Source organism: Pilosibacter sp. NGB245, from assembly GCF_057397225.1.
The window spans coordinates 1,426,643-1,445,222 of sequence record NZ_CM171584.1; the positions used below are offsets into that span (position 1 = coordinate 1,426,643).

The following is an 18,580-nucleotide window of genomic DNA, read 5'->3' on the forward strand; positions in this document are numbered from 1 at the left end:
TCGCTTTGAATGGAAATGTTCGACCAGGAGAGCGGCAGCCGTGAAAGCTCCGGGAGAGCGAAACAGCTGCAAAAACAGAAAGGATGTGCGAGAATGAACAAATTCGATATGATGAGTAAAGACGCACTCAGCAAAATGGAAGAACTTATGAACGCGTCCAAACTGAACGAACTGCTTCATAAAAAAGAAGAAGAAGATAAGAAAAAGACCTGTATTCTCTGGATTCTTGCGATCATCGGTGCAGTGGCTGCAGTAGCAGCGATCGCGTATGCGGTTTATCGTTTCTTCACTCCGGATTATCTGGAAGACTTTGAGGACGATTTCGACGATGATTTCGATGACGACTTCTTCGAGGATGAGGAGGAAGCTCCGAAGAAAGTGGAAAAAGCAGCAGAGAAAAAAGATGAGGACGAGGAGACAGAGGCTTAAAAGTTCGCGGACTGCCGGGATGGCAGTGCGAAAAGTCTTGTGCTCATGACAGAAAAGAGGCTGTGGCAGGGAGTACGCTTGCCCGGCCTCTTTTGTTTAACAGGAACTTCCTGTTAAACAAAAAGGCACTACGTGCCTAAGATGCACACTCGCGCGAAGATGAAGGTTGTCGCAAGTGACCGCGCTCGGCGCGAGAATATGCCGAGGCACATTCTTTTTTAACAGAAAATTCTTTTTTATATAGACAGAAGGAGAAGAGATGAAAAAAGGTGAGATTTACACCGGAGTGGTGGAAAAGATGGATTTCCCGAACAAGGGAGTTCTCCACATCGGTGAGGAGAAAGTGGTTGTAAAGAACGCGCTTCCGGGTCAGACTGTGGAGATCGCGATCTCGAAGCAGAGAAAGGGAAAATGTGAGGGACGGCTTCTTAAAGTGGTAACACCGGCAGATTACGAAAAGGCCGAGGGCGCATGTCCGCATCGCGCAGACTGCGGCGGATGTACATACCAGACCGTGCCGTATGAAGAGCAGTTAAAGATCAAGGAGAGACAGGTCCGTGCACTCCTGGATCCGGTCCTTCCGGAAGGTTACAATTTTGAGGGGATCAAGGGAAGTCCGCTGACAAGAGCGTATCGGAACAAGATGGAGTTTTCCTTCGGAGATGAATTCAAGGATGGTCCGATGACACTCGGTATGCATAAACGGGGCAGCTTTTATGATATCGTGACGGTAGATCAGTGTGTTCTGGTGCATACGGACTGCTGTAAGATCTTAAAGGCAACTCTGGACTATTTTACGGAGCAGGGTGCGACATTTTATAAAAAAATGGCGCATGTGGGATATCTGAGACATCTCCTGGTCCGCCGCGGCGTGAAGACAGGGGAGATCCTTGTGGACCTTGTGACTTCCACACAGACGGAAGGAACCTGGAAGAGTGAAGCGAACGAGGAAGAATTACTTGAAGGCTGGAAAGAGAAACTCCTTGCGCTTGATCTGGAAGGAACCTTTGCCGGAATTCTCCATACGGAGAATGACAGTCTTGCGGATGTGGTACAGAGTGACCGCACGGTGATCCTTTACGGACAGGATTTCTTTATGGAAGAGCTTCTTGGGCTGAAATTCAAGATCACACCGTTTTCCTTCTTCCAGACGAATTCCCTGGGTGCGGAAGTTCTCTACGAGACAGCCCGCGAGTATATCGGTGACACGAAAGGAAGAAAGGTATTCGACCTTTACAGCGGTACTGGTACGATCGCACAGATCCTGGCCCCGGCGGCAGAACATGTGACGGGCGTGGAGATCGTTGAGGAGGCAGTTGAGGCTGCAAAGATCAATGCACAGAGGAACGGACTTACAAACTGCGACTTTATCGCCGGAGATGTCCTGAAGGTGCTGGATACGCTGGAAGAGCGCCCGGACCTCATCGTCCTGGATCCACCGAGAGACGGGATCCATCCGAAGGCGCTGCCGAAGATTATCAAATACGGCGTTGATCACATGGTCTACATTTCCTGCAAACCGACGAGTCTTGCGAGAGATCTTGTTGTTCTCCAGGCAGGCGGATACACGGCAAAACGGATCTGCTGTGTGGACATGTTCCCTGCAACAACCGGGATCGAGACCGTGTGCTTATTGAAAAAGCAGAAAAGTGCGGACGAATAGAGTGTTCGAAGAATAAGATAAAAAAGTTGAAGGGTCGGGATGTAAGTTCCGGCTCTTTTCAGTTGTTGTTCAGTTCACATGTCAGCTGCTGAAAAAGTCTTCTTTGTCATACTCAGGGATCATCAAAAAGATAATCTAAAAATTTTGTCAAAAACAGTTGAAAAAAACATTATAAGGTGCGATAATGTTTCTGTGCTTATTTATTAAACAACCTTATAACGAGGAGGATCATTATGAAGAAACAGTTAAGTGTCATTCTTGCAGCATCCATGGTTCTTTCCATGACAGCCTGCGGAGGCAGCAGCCAGACAGCAGAGACAACAGCAGCAGCGGCAGATACGACCGCAGCGGCAGCAGCGGATCAGACAGCGGCGGCAGCCGAGACGACCGGCGAGGGCGTGGATCCGGCGGATCTGAAAGTCGGCTTCATCTTTATCGGCGATGAGAACGAAGGCTACACCGCAGCTCATTACGCAGGTGCCAAGAAGATGCAGGAAGCATTAGGTCTCAAGGATGACCAGTTAATTGTAAAGTGGAACACACCGGAGGACGAGACTGCTTATGACGCAGCTGTCGATCTTGCGGATCAGGGATGCCAGCTTGTATTTGCAAACAGCTTCGGTCAGGAAGACTATGTAAAACAGGCAGCAGAGGAATTCCCGGATGTCCAGTTCTGCCATGCGACCGGTTTTCAGGCGGCATCCAGCGGACTTGACAACTTCCACAACTTCTTTACAAATATTTACGAGTCCCGTTATGTTTCTGGCGTAGTTGCTGGAATGAAATTAAACGAGATGAAAGAGAAAGATCCGTCCATGGATCTTAAGATCGGTTATGTCGGCGCTTACCCGTATGCAGAGGTTATCAGCGGATTCACATCCTTCTTCCTCGGCGCGCGTTCCGTTTGCCCGGAGGCTCATATGGAAGTTACATACACAAACAGCTGGGCAAGCTTCGATCTTGAGAAAGAGGCAGCTGAGGCTCTGATCGCGGACGGCTGTGTTCTGATCTCCCAGCACGCAGATACAACAGGTGCTCCGACCGCATGTGAGGCAGCAGGCGTTCCGTGTGTCGGCTACAACATCTCCATGATCGCAACCGCTCCGACCCAGGCTCTTACATCCGCATCCATGGACTGGGGCATCTACTACACATTCGCAGCACAGAGCGTAGTTGACGGAACAGAGATCCCGGCTGACTGGTGCCGTGGATTCGCAGACGGTGCAGACAAGCTCACAGAGTTAAATGAGAACGCAGTTGCAGCAGGAACAGCAGAGAAGGTCAAAGAGGTTGAGGACTCCATCGCAAGCGGCGACCTCAAGGTATTCGCTACTGACACCTGGACTGTAAACGGCAAGAAAGCCGAGGATGACGCAGAGCTCATGGACAAGTACAAAGATTACATCTATGACGGTTACTTCCACGAGTCCGAGAAAGCTTCCGCTCCGTCCTTCGATATCATCATCGACGGCATCGAGAGCCAGGCGTAATATGAATGAAACGGCAGGAAGTTGATAGAAATTCCTGTCTGTATGAGAGGAGCGGCATCCGGAGGACTGTAAAATACAGAACCCGGGTGCCGGTTCCAATCTCAAAAAGAGATACAGGCGAAACTGCTGGAATACGACAGTTTCGCTATTTTTCGCCTAATGGTCCGGGCGGAAAGGACCAGAAAAAATTACGTGGGAGGTCTGTTCGTGGCAGCACAGGATAACGCAATTGAATTAAAAAACATCACGAAGCGGTTTGGCAGCGTCGTGGCGAACGACAAGGTATGTCTGACCGTCAAAAAAGGAGAGATCCTTTCCATTCTCGGTGAGAACGGAAGCGGAAAGACGACACTGATGAATATGCTGTCCGGAATCTATTTTCCGGATGAAGGGGAGATCTATGTTGATGGAAAAGAAGTGACGATCGCATCTCCGAAAGACTCGTTTGCCCTGGGAATTGGCATGATCCATCAGCATTTCAAGCTGGTTGACGTTCTCACAGCAGCGGAGAATATCATCCTCGGACTTCCGGGAAAAGAAGTCTTAAAGATGGATGAGGTGCGGAAAAGGATCAAAGGTCTTGTGGACAAGTACGGATTTGACCTGGATCCGGATCAGAAGATCTACGAGATGTCCGTTTCCCAGAAACAGACGGTCGAGATCATCAAAGTCTTATACCGCGGAGCAAACATCCTGATCCTTGATGAGCCGACAGCCGTTCTGACTCCGCAAGAGACAGAGAAACTCTTTGCAGTCCTCAGAAATATGAGATTGGATGGACGTTCCATCATCATTATCACGCACAAACTTCATGAAGTGTTGTCCTTATCCGACCGCGTGGCGATCCTGCGAAAAGGAAAATATATCGGAACCGTCGAGACAAAGGATGCGACTTCCGAATCTCTTACCGAAATGATGGTAGGCCAGAAAGTGGACCTTGACATCAAACGCTCCGCACCGAAAGATCTCACAAGACGTCTTCTCGTGCAGGATCTGACATGCATAAATCCGGAGAACGTCACGACCTTAAATCATGCGACCTTCAGTGCATACGGCGGCGAGATCCTTGGAATCGCCGGTGTTGCGGGAAGCGGACAGAAGGAACTTTTAGAGGCGATCGCGGGACTTGAAAAGACATCTGAAGGTTCCGTCATGTACTACCCGCCGGACGGCATCGGGATCGACCTTGCGACAAAGGATGCGACAGAGATCCGGAATCTCGGGATCCACCTGTCCTTCGTTCCGGAGGACCGTCTCGGAATGGGACTTGTCGGCTCCATGGACATCACTGACAACATGATGCTCCGCGGATACAACAACGGACATAACTTCTTTGTTGACCGGAATACACCGAAAAAGCTGGCGGAAGATCTGATCCGCCGTCTGGAGATCGTGACGCCGGGAACGACGACACCGGTAAGACGACTTTCCGGAGGAAATGTCCAGAAAGTCCTTGTCGGACGTGAAATCTCCTCAAATCCGACTGTCCTCATGGTTGCATATCCGGTCCGCGGACTTGATATCAACTCCTCCTACACGATCTACAACCTGCTCAATGAACAGAAGGAGAAAGGCGTTGCAGTCATCTGTGTCGGAGAGGACCTGGACGTTCTCCTGGAACTCTGTGACCGGATCCTCGTTCTCTGCGGCGGTTCCATCTCGGGAATCGTGGATGCGAGAACTACAACGAAAGAGGAGATCGGACTTCTTATGACAAAGACCGGAAAGGAGAAGAAAGATGAGTAGTATCCATATTTCCAAAAGGGACGGAATGCCTTTCGCGAAAGCGCTCATGATCCGGCTGATCGGCGTCCTGTTATCCCTGGTCGTGTGCGCGGTGGTGATCGTTGCACTCACAAAATTAAATCCGGTGGAAGTCTATAAGGCGATCTTTTCCGGAGCTGTCGGAACATCGAGACGTGCCTGGGTGACGATCCGTGACGCGCTGATCCTGCTCTGCGTGGCGATCGGTCTGACACCGGCGTTCAAGATGCGGTTCTGGAACATCGGTGCGGAGGGACAGGTCCTCATGGGCGGCTGCGTCTCCGCGGCGATCATGATCTACGGGGCTGACCATTTCGGAACGGCGCAGCTGATCCCGATGATGGTGGTCGGCAGTATCGTTGCAGGAATGATCTGGGGACTGATCCCGGCATTCTTTAAAGCGCACTGGAACACGAACGAAACGCTGTTTACCCTGATGATGAACTACGTTGCGATGCAGATCATCACGTTCTGTATCGTTTTCTGGGAGAATCCGGCAGGTTCCAACACCGTCGGCATCATCAACTCCAAGACAAAGCTCGGCTGGCTCCCGGCATTCTCCGGACTGGCTTACGGATGGATCGTCGTGATCGTCCTCGTGCTTACTGTTGCCATGTTCGGTTACTTAAAGTACAGCAAACAGGGCTACGAGATCTCGGTTGTCGGCGAGAGTGAGAATACGGCGAAGTACGTCGGCATCAACGTAAAGAAGGTCATCATGCGCACGATGGCGATCTCCGGTGCGATCTGTGGTCTCGCAGGCTTTATCATCGTCAGCGGTTCCAGCCATACGATCTCCACGAGCACGGCGGGCGGACGCGGATTTACTGCGATCATCGTCGCATGGCTCTCAAAATTCAACACGTTTACAATGGTCGTGATCTCCTTCTTCCTGGTTTTCATGGAGCAGGGCGCAGGTCAGATCGCCTCCCAGTTCAACTTAAATGAGAACGCCTCCGAGGTCATCACGGGGATCATCCTGTTCTTCATCCTCGGCAGCGAATTCTTTGTAAACTATAAGATCCAGTTCAAGAAGAAAGAGGAAGGAGGACATACAAAATGAGCGTGATCATCATTTTCCTTCAGAAAGCGATCGCACAGGGTATTGGAATGCTCTATGGTGCACTCGGCGAGATCGTGACGGAGAAATCCGGTAACTTAAACCTCGGTGTTCCGGGTGTCATGTACATGGGCGGCATTGCAGGCCTCATGGGCGCGTTCTTCTATGAGAACGGAAATCCGGCTCCGAACGGACTTGTGGGACTTATCATTTCCTTCCTCTGTGCGTTTCTTGCGGGCATCATCGGCGGACTGATCTACAGTATCCTGACGATCACTCTGCGCGCAAACCAGAACGTGACGGGGCTTGCACTGACCACCTTCGGAACAGGCTTCGGAAACTTCTTCGGCGGTTCCCTTTCCGCTCTTGCGGGCGGTGTCGGTCAGATCTCCGTTACCTCAACTGGTGCAGCTTATACAAAGTCGATCCCGGTGCTGAGCCAGATCCCGGTGATCGGACCGGTGCTGTTTTCCTACGGATTTATGACATACCTCTGCATTATCCTGGCATGTGTGCTCGCGTTTTTCCTCGCAAAGACGAGAAAAGGCCTGAATCTCCGCGCAGTCGGTGAGAATCCGGCGACTGCGGATGCGGCGGGCATCAATGTTACATTGTATAAGTATCTCGCGACATGCATCGGCTGCGGGATCAGCGGTCTCGGCGGACTGTACTTTGTCATGGAGTATTCCGGCGGAACCTGGACCAACAATGGGTTCGGTGACCGTGGATGGCTTGCGGTTGCCCTTGTCATATTCTCCTTATGGAAACCGTTAAATGCGATCTGGGGATCCATCCTCTTTGGAGGACTCTACATCCTGTATCTCTATCTTCCGGGTGTTGGAAGAAGTGCACAGGAGATCTTCAAGATGCTTCCGTACCTGGTAACGATCATTGTCCTGATCTTTACAAGCTTCCGGAGAAAGAGAGAGAACCAGCCGCCGGCAGGACTCGGACAGCCGTACTTCAGGGAAGAGAGATAGGCAGGATAGAAAAAAAATTGATATGATGAAAGAAATGCGCACCATATTCCCGCCGCTTGAGCGGCGAGTCAGGTGCGCATTTTTTGTGAAGAGTTCACTGCTGCGATTGCACAAAAAGCAAAAACAGCAAAAACAGCAATGAAAATTCCAGGCTTTTTATGTCCCAGGGGATGTTGGTAATCCGGTTAAATAATTATCTCAGATATGTATCCATCCACTCAATAATCTCCCTCATCCGGTCGAGCCTGTTTTCCGGCTTTCCGCTCCTTGAGAGTTCATGATTTTCCCCGTGGAACAGGCAGAGCTTTGCAGGGCAGCCGTTCCGCTTGATGGCGCTGAACATGGCGAGCCCTTCGGCCATATAGCAGCGGTAGTCTTCATCGGAGTGGATAAAGAGCGTCGGCGTCTTGCAGTTCGGTGCAAACTGAAGCGGGGACTGCTTCCCAGGCGTGGATGATGGATCCCCAAATCTGAAAGAAACAGAAAAACTTCTGAAAATGTCATGGAATCAGGGAGCGACCGATCTGATCGTGACCCCGCATTTTTCCCGTAATCTTGATCCGGAAAGACTGGCGGACTGCTTTGAAACGGTGCGAAACACAGCAGAAAAGGTCACACCCGGGCTTCATCTTTTCCTTGGACAGGAGATCCTCTATTTCGAAGAAATGGTGGACTGTCTTCTGCAGGGAAAAGCCCTGACGCTGGCGGAAAGCAGATACGTCTATGCTTTCCAGGATTTCAACGATATTCCGGGAACTCTGCCTGAAGGTCGGACGAAGCCGTGGGGAACCGGTCAGGCCGTGCTTGCAGCGAAGGACGTAATTAAAACTCCGTTCATCGTCATTAACGCAGACGATTACTACGGCAAGGAAGGCTTCAAGGCCGTCCATGAGTATCTGGTGAATGGCGGCAAGTCCTGCATGGCTGGTTTCATTCTGAAGAATACGCTGTCTGATAACGGTGGCGTGACTCGTGGTATCTGCAAGATGGATGAACAGAACAACCTGACTGAGGTTGTTGAGACAAAGAATATTGTGAAGACCGCAACCGGAGCAGAAGCAGACGGTGTGGATATCGACACGAACTCGCTGGTTTCCATGAATATGTGGGGATTAACTCCTGAGTTCCTGGATGTTCTGGAGGAAGGCTTCAAAGAGTTCTTTGAGAAGGAAGTACCAGATAATCCTCTGAAAGCAGAGTATCTGATTCCAATCTTCATCGGTGAATTGCTGGAGCAGGGTAAAATGTCCGTGAAGGTTCTGAAAACTAACGATATCTGGTACGGCATGACCTATCACGAGGATGTCGCAGCAGTAAAGGACAGCTTCAAGAAGATGCTGGTGGATGGCATGTACAAGGCTGATCTGTTCAGTAATCTGTAAACGATGATGAAGGAAACGATTGACAGTGCAGTGGAGGGGACGCAGTCCGGACTGAAGGATGTCAACAAACTCCTGAAGCTGGACCATGGCATAAGACTCTCTAAGGAAGCCAACCCCAACGCATAACAACACCCAAAAGGTACACGCCCTGAAAAGGGGCTGTGCCTCGCATCCAATATGTTTCTGAATTTGGAAAAAATTACATTGAATAAAATAAAAGTTTCTGAAACGGGAAAATAATTTGATGTTTTGCGTATAATATGCTATATTGAGAAAAAGGAGGAATGCAGATATGGTTGAACGAAAAGAATATCTTGACCAGCTTTGGGCATGGAAGGACGAGCAGCAGATCAAAGTCGTGACCGGAATCCGTCGCTGTGGAAAATCTGTACTTCTGGAACAGTATCAGCAGAGACTCTTAGCGAATGGAGTCACACCGGAACAGATTATCTCTATCAATTTTGAAAATCTGGATTACGAACCTTTAAAAGATTATATGAAGCTGTACAACTACCTCAAAGAACGTTTGTGTGCTGATAAGATGACGTACATCTTTTTGGATGAGGTTCAGGAAGTTCCATCATTCGAGAAAGTGGTTGACAGCCTTTATATCAGAGACCATGTGGATGTTTATATCACAGGCTCCAATGCATATATGCTGTCAAGTGAGCTTGCAACGCTTTTGTCAGGGAGGTACACAGAGATCAAGATGCTGCCGCTTTCTTTCCGTGAGTATATGGCGGTGACAGGTATGGCAAAAGAGGAAGCTTTTGCAGAGTTTATGAAAACTGGTGGAATTCCGTATGTGGCAGTAATGAACCGCACGGATGAAAAAATAGATCAGTATTTAGAGGGAATCTACAATACCGTTATTGTAAAAGATATTGAGCAACGTCAGGCGAGAAGGGAAAAAGAGAGCGGAAAACGAAAAATCACAGATATTGCGTTACTAAAGACAATTGCCAGGTATCTGGCAAGCGTTATCGGCAGCCCGGTATCAATGAAAAGTATAACCGACTATCTGACCTCAACGGGCAGAAAAGTATCCCAAAACACAGTCAGCGATTATGTTGAAGCCCTGACAGAGTCTTTCATTTTTTATCCTGTGGAGCGATTTGACATTGTGGGAAAGCAGCTTTTAAAGGTCAACAATAAGTTTTACATGGTAGATATGGGAATCAGAAACCACATTCTTCCGAGAAAGCGATATGATCTTGGATTTACCATTGAGAACATTGTGTATCTTGAACTTTCACGAAGGGGCGGCAAAGTCAATATCGGAAAATATGGTTCTACTGAGGTTGACTTTGTGACGCAGAAGGAAGGCGTGCTTACCTATTATCAGGTAACTGCTGATATGACGGCGGAAGAGACCTTTGAGAGAGAGATGAGACCGTTGCGGAGTATTCAGGATAATTATGAAAAAATTGTCCTGACATTGGATCGATTTTCACTCGGAAATTACGATGGTATAAAAGTTGTGAATGTCATCGACTGGCTTTTGGGATGAGGAATCTGCATATGAGTGATGTGAAAATTAGCCCAAAAAAGCAGACTGATAGTAATAATCAGAAACCGGATGGAAAGCTGTATTGCAGGACTGTGACGCCGTGGTGATCGGTGCCGGAGCCGGTCTTTCCACCTCAGCCGGATTTGTTTACACCGGCGAACGGTTTGAAAAATACTTTTCCGACTTTGCGGCAAAGTACGGCATCAAGGATATGTATTCTGGCGGCTTTTATCCCTTTGCCACGCCGGAGGAGCATTGGGCGTATTGGAGCCGATACATCAACATCAACCGCTATATGGATGCCCCCAAACCGGTCTACGATGACCTTTTGAAGCTGGTGCAGGACAAGGACTATTTCGTTATCACCACAAACGTTGACCACTGCTTTCAGAAGGCTGGATTCGACAAGAAGTGGCTGTTTTACACGCAGGGCGATTATGGCCTGTTCCAGTGCAGTGAGCCGTGCTGCCAGAAAACATACGACAATGAGCAAGTCGTCTGTCAGATGGTGGAGCAGCAGAAGGATATGCGAATCCCGACCGAACTTGTGCCGCACTGTCCGGTCTGCGGCAGACCGATGACGATGAATTTGCGCTGCGATGATACCTTTGTCGAGGACGAGGGGTGGCATCGGGCGGCAGAGCGGTATTCGGAGTTTCTGCGGCGGCATCGTGAGCTGAAAATGCTATTTCTGGATTTAGGCACTGGCATGAATACGCCGACAATCGTAAAATTTTCTTTCTGGCGCATGGCAAATGAGTGGTCAGATGCTACTTATGCCTGTATCAATCTGGGCGAAGCCTATGCTCCGCGAGAAATCGAAGCAAAATCAATTTGCATTAACGCAGATATTGGAAGCGTTTTGAAACAGTTATAGCCGTATCGAGAAGCGGCACAGGTGAAACAGCCGGATACGCAAATGAAAAAATCAATTTATGAGCAGCGCCAGCATGCCCGGTATATCCTGTAAAGTCGCCTGTGTGATGGTCATGCTTTATTCTTCCATAATCGTATCAATCAATGCGTTGATGTGTATTTGCATGGTGTCCAGCAGCGGAACGGGCGTTGTGCGCCCCTCAAACAGCAGCGGCAGCTCGGTACAGCCCAGCACGACCGCCTCAATCTGCTGCTCTTTTGCCATGCGCTCCATAATTTTCAGAATGTGAGCGGCGGTCTGCTCACTGACAATGTTCATTTCCAGTTCGTTCAAGATGCGGTTGGCAATATAGGCACGTTCCTCTGCATCAGGTATGATCACTTCGATTCCGGCTTTGCAAAACGGCGCTTTGAAAAAGTCTGCTTCCATGGTGGCGGATGTTCCCATCAATCCGACCTTTTTGTATCCTCGCAGTACCGCCTCGGCGCAGGTAGCCTCCACAATGCTGACAAGTGGAATGGGAGATGCTTTTTGCAGCTCGTCAAACACCAGATGCCCCGTATTGCAGGCCAGCGCACCCACCTCTGTCCCCGCCGCAGCCAGATTGCGGATGCCCGCCAGCAGATAGGCAGTCAGCCCCTCTGTATCGCCCTCACTGCTCATGCGGATGACCTCGAAGCAACTCAGGCTTTCAATTGTCAGCGGCGGCAGGTAGGGTCTTCCCACCCTGTCTTTCACGCCGTTTACGATGCTTCTGTAATAGGGAATGGTGGATTCCGGTCCTACGCCGCCGATTAAACCTAATTTTTTCATACTGTTTCGACCTCCCGTTCAAAAAATATCTGCTGTTGGATAGATGCTCTCCGCCCAATTTGTAGTGCTACCGTGTTCTGCTTCATAAGCAAACAGCTCCTGATAGCTTGCGGATACCGTTGCAATATCTTCTTTTTTGCTTTTCGTATCAATTCATAATCCTCCTCGACGCATTTCTTGACTCCATTATACAGTCTCTGATACAATAAAGGAAATTGATGTTTGTGATAGAAGTATGCAGAAAGGTTATTCTGAGTATGAACCGTTACATTGCTTTGCAAAAGGTAGTAGAAGTTGGGAGCTTTACCAAAGCGGCGGAGCTGCTGGGATATACGCAGCCTGCCCTCGGTCAGATGATCGCCTCGCTGGAACGAGAACTGAATATAAAACTGCTCTACCGTACCAGCCACCAGGTTTGCCTGACGCTGGAGGGAGAGCGTATTTTCCCAGCCATTCAAAAATCGGTATCGCAATATCTTGTGATGCAGGAGATTGCCAAATCTTCCCAGCTGATGGATTCGATTTTGACAGGCGTGAACGTGAGATGGCAGGCAGAAGAAACGTTGTCACTGATAAGGATTTGACCAGAGATGGTAAATGGAAGTATAATTGGATTGAGAGAAAACAACAGGAGTGACAATATGGTAAATAATCAAGTACATTCATCTCAGCCAGGAACCTTTAACATCAGTGCAGCAATGCTCCATATCATTGCTATGACATTTATGCTGATGGATCATCTCTGGGCTACGCTTCTTCCGGCGCAGGACTGGCTGACCTGCGTAGGAAGGCTCGCGTTTCCCATCTTTGCATTTATGGCAGTGGAAGGATATTTTCACACGCACAGCTTTAAAAAGTACATTCTCCGGCTGCTGCTGTTTGCGGTGCTGTCGGAGATCCCCTTTGATCTGATGTATGGCGGAACCTGGTTTTATCCGTTTCATCAGAATGTGATCTGGACGCTGTTGATAGGACTCTCTGGAATCCATTTGATGGAAAAAGTTCGAAAAAAACGGAAGCTGTGGATCTTTTTGCCGACAGCGGTTCTGGTCGTGCTGGTTGGAAGTGCGCTTGGGACGATAGGAATGGCAGATTACTACGGTGCCGGTGTATTGACACTGTTTATTTTTTACTTTTTCCGGGGAAGAAAATGGTGGTGTTTTTCCGGACAGCTTCTGGCGCTTTATTGGGTCAACGTAGAGCTTCTGGGAGGTCTGATGTACCCCATCCGGCTTTTTGGGATGGACTTTGAACTCTGCCAGCAGGGACTTGCATTGCTTTCATTGCTTCCGATCTGGCTGTATCGTGGACGGCAGGGCTGCCATACGAAAGTCTTCCAGTATAGCTGTTATGCGTTTTATCCGGTCCATATGCTGCTTCTTGCATTGGTGTTGAATTATGTGAATCGATAATGATAAGATCTGTGGCTGCAGGGGATACGACCCTGCAGCCATTTTTTATGTAACAGGAAATTTCGAGGAATTCCCAGTTACATAAAAAAGCACTGACGTGCCAAAGATGCGCACTCGCGCGAAGATGTAAATTGTCGCAAGCGACCGCGCGAGGCGCGAGAATGTGCCAAGGCACATTCTTTTTCATTAACAGAAATCTTATGGCATGTATAAAAAGAGCGGTAGGATTGTTTCCTTTATTTTAAATATTCATCCATCCACTTAATGATCTCCGTCATCCGGTCGATCCTGTTCTCCGGCTTTCCGCCTCTGGACAGCTCATGATTTTCTCCATGGAACAGGCAAAGCTTCGACGGGCAGCCGTTCCGCTTGATGGCGCTGAACATGGCGAGTCCTTCCGCCATATAGCATCGGTAGTCCTCATCGGAGTGGATAAAGAGTGTCGGTGTCTTGCAGTTCGGCGCAAACTGGAGCGGGGACTGCTTCCAGAGAAGCTCCACATCGGTCCTCGTGTTGGCTCCCTGGTTGTTTAAGATGAAGGTGTGTCCGATATCGGAGTTGTGCTCAAAGGATACCCAGTTGGAGATGGAACGCTGGGAAGCCGCCGCGTGGAACCGGTCTGTATGTCCGATGATCCAGTTTGTCATGAAGCCGCCGTAGGAGCCGCCTGCGACACCGAGATGTTCCGGATCGATCATCGGGTACCGTTTCAGGACTTCATCCGTGAAATCCATCAGGTTCTGATAGTCCACAGTTCCGTAGATTCCGTTGATATTTCCAAAGTCCGTGCCCCGTCCGTCAGATCCTCTCGGGTTGCAGAAGAACACAAAATATCCGCGGTTTGCCCACATCTGCATCTCATGATAGTAGACATCTGAATAAACGGTTCTCGGACCGCCGTGGATATTTAAGATACCGGGATAGGACTTTCCGTTCTCGAAACCTGCCGGTTTTAATACCCATCCGTGGATCTCGTACCCATCGCTGGCAGTAAATGTGAAGGCTTCCGGAGTCTGGACATCGTACTCGTCGGTGAGCCAGTCATTCATGTGGGTCACCTGCTCGCCGTCTACAAAAAGTTCCGCAATGTGGAGGCCGTGGAATTCCATGGAGGCGATGTGTCCGCCCGCAAGATCGAAGCTGTCGCAGGAGCTTCCTGCCGTCAGCGGCCCGGAGACAGTGCCGCCCCGAGAGATCTTATAGAGATGGGAAAAATCTTCCACGGTGGAAATATAGTAAAATTCCCCGTCCACAGCCCTAAATGTCTGTCCTGCGCCGAATCTGGAATCGGAGCCCACGGAGGAGCCGCCGATGGAAGATTCATAAGGATGGATCAGCTTCATGGATCCGTCCGCGAGATCCATATGGTAGAAGTCACAGTATTTCGTCGTATCCTTATAGGAGTCATCCGTTGCCGCAATGAGTGCAGTCTTTTCGTCTAAGAGGGAGACAACTCCGGTGCGCATGGAATCCGGCGCGATCAAGGTTTTTGTCTCTCCGGTGGAGAGGTTATAGAGATAAACGCCCGGACGGATTCCCATGACACTCTGTTTCCACGGATATGCCTTGTAGAGCAGGAGGTTTCCAAGGACAGAATACTGGGAGCAGTCAGTCCATTCGTCCGCCACGTAAGTGAGCTTATCGGATCCCATATCGTAGACAGCGTAACGGTTTCTTTTCGCGTTCGTGTATCCCTGGCCATTGCCCCAGAACGGAAGCTCGTCGAAGACCTCGTAAGATTTCTTCCTTGTATCCTTGTAATTATCATGGCGGATCGTCAGGAGGTAACGCCCGTCCGGGAGAAGACGGATCCCTGTGACGGAAGCCGGAACCGATGCGCGGCATGAGGCTTCGCCGCCGGACGGAGAGATTTCATAAAAGAAAGAAGTGCCGTTTTCTTTTTCCTTTTTAAGGGCCGCAGTCCGGGCCGCAGTAAAGATCAGCGTATTTTCTGCTGTCCAGGACCAGATCTTCGCGTCACCGGCGCAGGTGACACGGGAGACAGTCTTCTTCCCGAGATCATACAAGTACAGGTCAGACAGATAGCCATTGGTCTCCCGGTCCGGTACGGATACCGTGAAGGCGATCTTCGTTCCATCGGGTGAGAAATGTGGGTTGCTCAGAAAACGGAACTTTAGGAATGTGTCGATCTCAATCTTCTTCATCGTCATGTCCTCCATAATTAATATTTTGTAATAGGAAATCCGAGGAATTCCCTATTATACAAACAGGCACTAATGTGCCAATGATGCGCACTTGCGCAAAAATGCAGGTCAGATGCATCCATCCACAGAATCTGCCGGGCTGACCCCGGAAGATCATAGGCCGGAAGGCACTGGATCGCTATGAAATGAGTATAAATACTCAGAGTGGAATGTGTCAAGGAAAAGTGGAGCAGGGGTATCCGGAAAAAGCGCTTGCCATATCAGAAAAATGATGTTAAAATATTTTAGACTATGTATAATGCGCACGAAAAGATCTCTGGGACTGGTGCACGAGAGATAAAAAAGAGCGAGATGCGAAGAGAAAGGAAGCTAAAACGATGTCAGGACATAATAAATTTTCCAACATCAAACATAAGAAAGAGAAGAACGACGCAGCAAAGGGTAAGATCTTTACCGTAATCGGAAGAGAGATCGCTGTCGCAGTTAAAGAGGGCGGCGCTGATCCGGCTAACAACAGCAAGCTGCGTGATGTGATTGCAAAAGCGAAAGCAAACAACATGCCGAACGATACCATCGACCGCGGTATCAAGAAAGCAGCCGGTGACTTAAACTCCGTAAACTACGAAAACTTAACATACGAGGGATACGGTCCGAGCGGTGTTGCGATCATCGTTGACACACTTACAGACAACAAGAACCGTACCGCAGCAAACGTAAGAAGCGCCTTCACAAAGGGCGGCGGAAACGTAGGCGCACAGGGAAGCGTTTCCTTCATGTTCGACCGCAAGGGCCAGATCGTGATCGACAAAGAAGAGTGTGATATGGATGCCGACGAACTCATGATGGCTGCACTCGATGCAGGCGCTGAGGATTTCTCCGAGGAGGAGGACAGCTACGAGGTTATCACAGATCCGGACAACTTCAGTGCAGTCCGCGAGGCTCTCGAGAAAGCCGGAATCCCGATGGTAGAGGCTGATATTACTATGATTCCGCAGAACTGGGTAGAACTTACTGATGAGGAAGCGATCAAGAAGATGCAGAGAATCCTTGATCTCCTTGACGAGGATGATGACGTACAGGCTGTATACCACAACTGGGATGAATAAAGAATCGTAATTGTGTATGTTGTGATCCCCTTTCACCAGAATTGTACTGATGAGAGGGGATTTCTTCATGTAACAGGAAAATCGGAGAGCGTGGAACTCTCCGGAGGCAGGAGGGAGGAATCCGTTATGACGGATATGAAGAAAAATATAAAAAGGACAGCAGTGCTTTCCATGGTGCTGGTCCTGATGTTCGCGACAACCGTATTTGGCGCGGAGCAGACGGAAGAGTATGTGCCGGCGGTCTACGCGACGTTCTGGGCGCTCGTTCCGCCGGTCGTGGCGATCGGGCTGGCACTTGTCACAAAAGAGGTGTACAGTTCTCTGTTCGTTGGTGTTCTCATGGGTGGAATCCTGTATTCCGGTTTCAGCTTTGAGGGAACGATCACCCATATTTTTGAGGACGGAATGATAAACGTTCTCTCTGACAGCTACAATGTGGGAATCCTGATCTTCCTCGTGATCCTCGGAGCGATGGTGTGCCTGATGAACCGCGCGGGCGGCTCGGCGGCATTTGGCCAGTTTGCGGCGGATCATATTAAGGGACGCGTGGGCGCGGAGCTTGCGACGATCCTGTTGGGCTGTCTGATCTTTATCGATGATTATTTTAACTGCCTGACTGTGGGAAGCGTGATGCGCCCTGTGACAGACAAATTTAAAGTCTCAAGAGCAAAACTCGCGTACCTGATCGATGCGACGGCAGCTCCGATCTGCATTATCGCGCCGATCTCTTCCTGGGCGGCCGCGGTTACCGGATTTGTTGAGGGCGAGGACGGATTTTCTATCTTCGTGCGGGCGATCCCATACAACTTTTACGCGATCCTGACGATCGTGATGATGATCGGAATGGTACTCTTACGGACAGAATTCGGCTCTATGAAATTTCATGAGAAGAATGCGCTCAAGGGGGACCTTTATACCACGCCGGGACGTCCGTATGACACGGAGAAACAGCCGGAGGTCTCTGTCAGGGGAACTGTTCTGGATCTTCTGATCCCGATCATATCCCTGATCATCTGCTGCATGATCGGCATGCTCTATACGGGTGGATTTTTCTCGGGAGAGGATTTTGTGACAGCCTTCTCCCAGAGTGACGCGTCCCTGGGACTTACGATGGGAAGCTTTTTTGGACTTTTGATCACCATCGGTCTCTATCAGGTGCGCCGGGTCCTGAAATTCTCCGAGTGCATGGCATGTATCCCGGAAGGCTTTAAGTCCATGGTCCCGGCGATCATGATCCTGTCATTTGCCTGGACATTAAAGGCGATGACGGACAGCCTCGGCGCAGATGTCTATGTGGCGACTGTGGTTGCGTCCAGCGCCCGTTCCTTCTTAAATTTCCTTCCGGCGATCATCTTCGTTGTGGGCTGTTTCCTGGCATTTGCGACGGGAACATCCTGGGGAACTTTCGGAATCCTGATCCCGATCGTTGTTGCGGTATTTGAGAACAGCAATCCGGATCTCATGATCATCTCCATCTCCGCCTGCATGGCAGGAGCTGTCTGCGGGGATCACTGTTCCCCGATCTCTGACACGACGATCATGGCGTCTGCCGGTGCCCAGTGTGAGCATGTAAACCATGTGACGACCCAGCTTCCGTATGCGATCGTGGCTGCGGTGGTATCCTTTATCTCCTACATCATCGCAGGCTTCGTCCAGTCCGCCTGGATCGCACTTCCGATCGCGATCGCGCTGATGGTGATCACGATGCTTGTGATCCGCGGGATAAACGGGGTGCTGAAAGAAGAATAGAGAAGAAAAACAAAAAGGGGGCTGTCGCATTAGCAAATATTTTTTGCTGGGCGGCAGCCCTGCTTTATGCCCAAATGGCATCGAAATCGGTCACGTTTTCGATGCCATTCTTTATAAACGCAGTTCATTCCCAGGCATCCCTTTCGGCATGCCTTATTTCAGGCTGTTTTGTTTTCAACT

16 protein-coding genes are annotated in these 18,580 nt (G+C 49.7%); 13 read left to right on the forward strand and 3 right to left on the reverse strand.

Annotation, left to right across the window (positions count from 1 at the left end; all coding sequences use genetic code 11):
* Nucleotides 1-93 precede the first annotated feature (93 nt).
* From ACXMYH_RS06515 to ACXMYH_RS06540, 6 genes are all read left to right on the forward strand, one after another.
* On the forward strand, nt 94-429 hold the full coding sequence (locus tag ACXMYH_RS06515) for a DUF4366 domain-containing protein (protein WP_142411173.1): 336 nt from the start codon (nt 94-96) through the stop codon (nt 427-429).
* Nucleotides 430-688: 259 nt separating this feature from the next.
* Complete coding sequence (gene rlmD / locus ACXMYH_RS06520) at nt 689-2,092, forward strand: 23S rRNA (uracil(1939)-C(5))-methyltransferase RlmD (RefSeq protein ID WP_486555735.1); 1,404 nt, start codon at nt 689-691, stop codon at nt 2,090-2,092.
* 233 nt (nt 2,093-2,325) lie between these two features.
* A complete protein-coding gene (locus tag ACXMYH_RS06525) occupies nt 2,326-3,582 on the forward strand; it encodes a BMP family ABC transporter substrate-binding protein (protein ID WP_486555736.1) in 1,257 nt (418 codons plus the stop codon).
* 207 nt (nt 3,583-3,789) lie between these two features.
* Nucleotides 3,790-5,328, forward strand: a complete 1,539-nt coding sequence (locus ACXMYH_RS06530) for an ABC transporter ATP-binding protein (RefSeq protein ID WP_486555737.1) — start codon at nt 3,790-3,792, stop codon at nt 5,326-5,328.
* Complete coding sequence (locus ACXMYH_RS06535; protein WP_486555738.1) at nt 5,321-6,409, forward strand: ABC transporter permease; 1,089 nt, start codon at nt 5,321-5,323, stop codon at nt 6,407-6,409. Before ACXMYH_RS06530 ends, ACXMYH_RS06535 begins: the two co-directional genes overlap by 8 nt.
* The gene (locus ACXMYH_RS06540) at nt 6,406-7,386 is read left to right on the forward strand and encodes an ABC transporter permease (protein ID WP_486555739.1); all 981 of its coding nucleotides are present in this window, start codon (nt 6,406-6,408) and stop codon (nt 7,384-7,386) included. The genes ACXMYH_RS06535 and ACXMYH_RS06540 overlap by 4 nt, the downstream gene beginning before the upstream one ends.
* A 193-nt stretch (nt 7,387-7,579) precedes the next feature.
* On the opposite strand, the gene ACXMYH_RS06545 is transcribed toward ACXMYH_RS06540, so the two are convergent.
* Nucleotides 7,580-7,885, reverse strand: a complete 306-nt coding sequence (locus tag ACXMYH_RS06545; RefSeq protein WP_486555853.1) for an alpha/beta hydrolase family protein — start codon at nt 7,883-7,885, stop codon at nt 7,580-7,582.
* Here ACXMYH_RS06545 and ACXMYH_RS06550 point away from each other — a divergent pair.
* The 3 genes from ACXMYH_RS06550 to ACXMYH_RS06560 all read left to right on the forward strand — a co-directional run bounded on the left by ACXMYH_RS06550 (nt 7,884) and on the right by ACXMYH_RS06560 (nt 11,155).
* Nucleotides 7,884-8,768 carry a CpsB/CapC family capsule biosynthesis tyrosine phosphatase gene (locus ACXMYH_RS06550; RefSeq protein WP_486555740.1) on the forward strand — a complete coding sequence of 295 codons (885 nt, stop codon included), beginning with the start codon at nt 7,884-7,886 and terminating at the stop codon, nt 8,766-8,768. The two genes, ACXMYH_RS06545 and ACXMYH_RS06550, sit on opposite strands and share 2 nt — an antisense overlap.
* Before the next feature lie 292 nt (nt 8,769-9,060).
* Nucleotides 9,061-10,278: an ATP-binding protein gene (locus ACXMYH_RS06555; protein ID WP_486555741.1), complete on the forward strand. Its 1,218-nt coding sequence runs from the start codon at nt 9,061-9,063 to the stop codon at nt 10,276-10,278.
* Between the two features lie 82 nt (nt 10,279-10,360).
* A complete protein-coding gene (locus ACXMYH_RS06560; RefSeq protein WP_486555742.1) occupies nt 10,361-11,155 on the forward strand; it encodes an SIR2 family NAD-dependent protein deacylase in 795 nt (264 codons plus the stop codon).
* Nucleotides 11,156-11,272: 117 nt separating this feature from the next.
* Here the strand turns inward: ACXMYH_RS06560 and ACXMYH_RS06565 are convergent, their stop codons facing one another.
* Nucleotides 11,273-11,968: an aspartate/glutamate racemase family protein gene (locus ACXMYH_RS06565; RefSeq protein WP_486555743.1), complete on the reverse strand. Its 696-nt coding sequence runs from the start codon at nt 11,966-11,968 to the stop codon at nt 11,273-11,275.
* Nucleotides 11,969-12,225: 257 nt separating this feature from the next.
* Here ACXMYH_RS06565 and ACXMYH_RS06570 point away from each other — a divergent pair, with 257 nt between their 5' ends.
* Together ACXMYH_RS06570 and ACXMYH_RS06575 are read left to right on the forward strand one after the other, a co-directional pair.
* Nucleotides 12,226-12,552 (forward strand): LysR family transcriptional regulator, encoded by a 327-nt coding sequence (locus tag ACXMYH_RS06570; protein WP_486555744.1) that lies wholly within the window; start codon nt 12,226-12,228, stop codon nt 12,550-12,552.
* A 57-nt stretch (nt 12,553-12,609) separates the two neighbouring features.
* Entirely contained in the window at nt 12,610-13,380 is a 771-nt protein-coding gene (locus ACXMYH_RS06575; protein WP_486555745.1) for a TraX family protein, read from the forward strand.
* Nucleotides 13,381-13,616: 236 nt separating this feature from the next.
* Here the strand turns inward: ACXMYH_RS06575 and ACXMYH_RS06580 are convergent, their stop codons facing one another.
* Nucleotides 13,617-15,545, reverse strand: coding sequence for a S9 family peptidase (locus ACXMYH_RS06580; protein ID WP_486555746.1), 1,929 nt, complete (start codon nt 15,543-15,545; stop codon nt 13,617-13,619).
* Between the two features lie 377 nt (nt 15,546-15,922).
* Here ACXMYH_RS06580 and ACXMYH_RS06585 point away from each other — a divergent pair, with 377 nt between their 5' ends.
* Both ACXMYH_RS06585 and ACXMYH_RS06590 read left to right on the forward strand, forming a co-directional pair.
* On the forward strand, nt 15,923-16,651 hold the full coding sequence (locus ACXMYH_RS06585) for a YebC/PmpR family DNA-binding transcriptional regulator (protein ID WP_015554900.1): 729 nt from the start codon (nt 15,923-15,925) through the stop codon (nt 16,649-16,651).
* A gap of 126 nt (nt 16,652-16,777) precedes the next feature.
* Nucleotides 16,778-18,400 carry a Na+/H+ antiporter NhaC family protein gene (locus ACXMYH_RS06590; RefSeq protein WP_486555747.1) on the forward strand — a complete coding sequence of 541 codons (1,623 nt, stop codon included), beginning with the start codon at nt 16,778-16,780 and terminating at the stop codon, nt 18,398-18,400.
* Nucleotides 18,401-18,580: the final 180 nt, after the last annotated feature.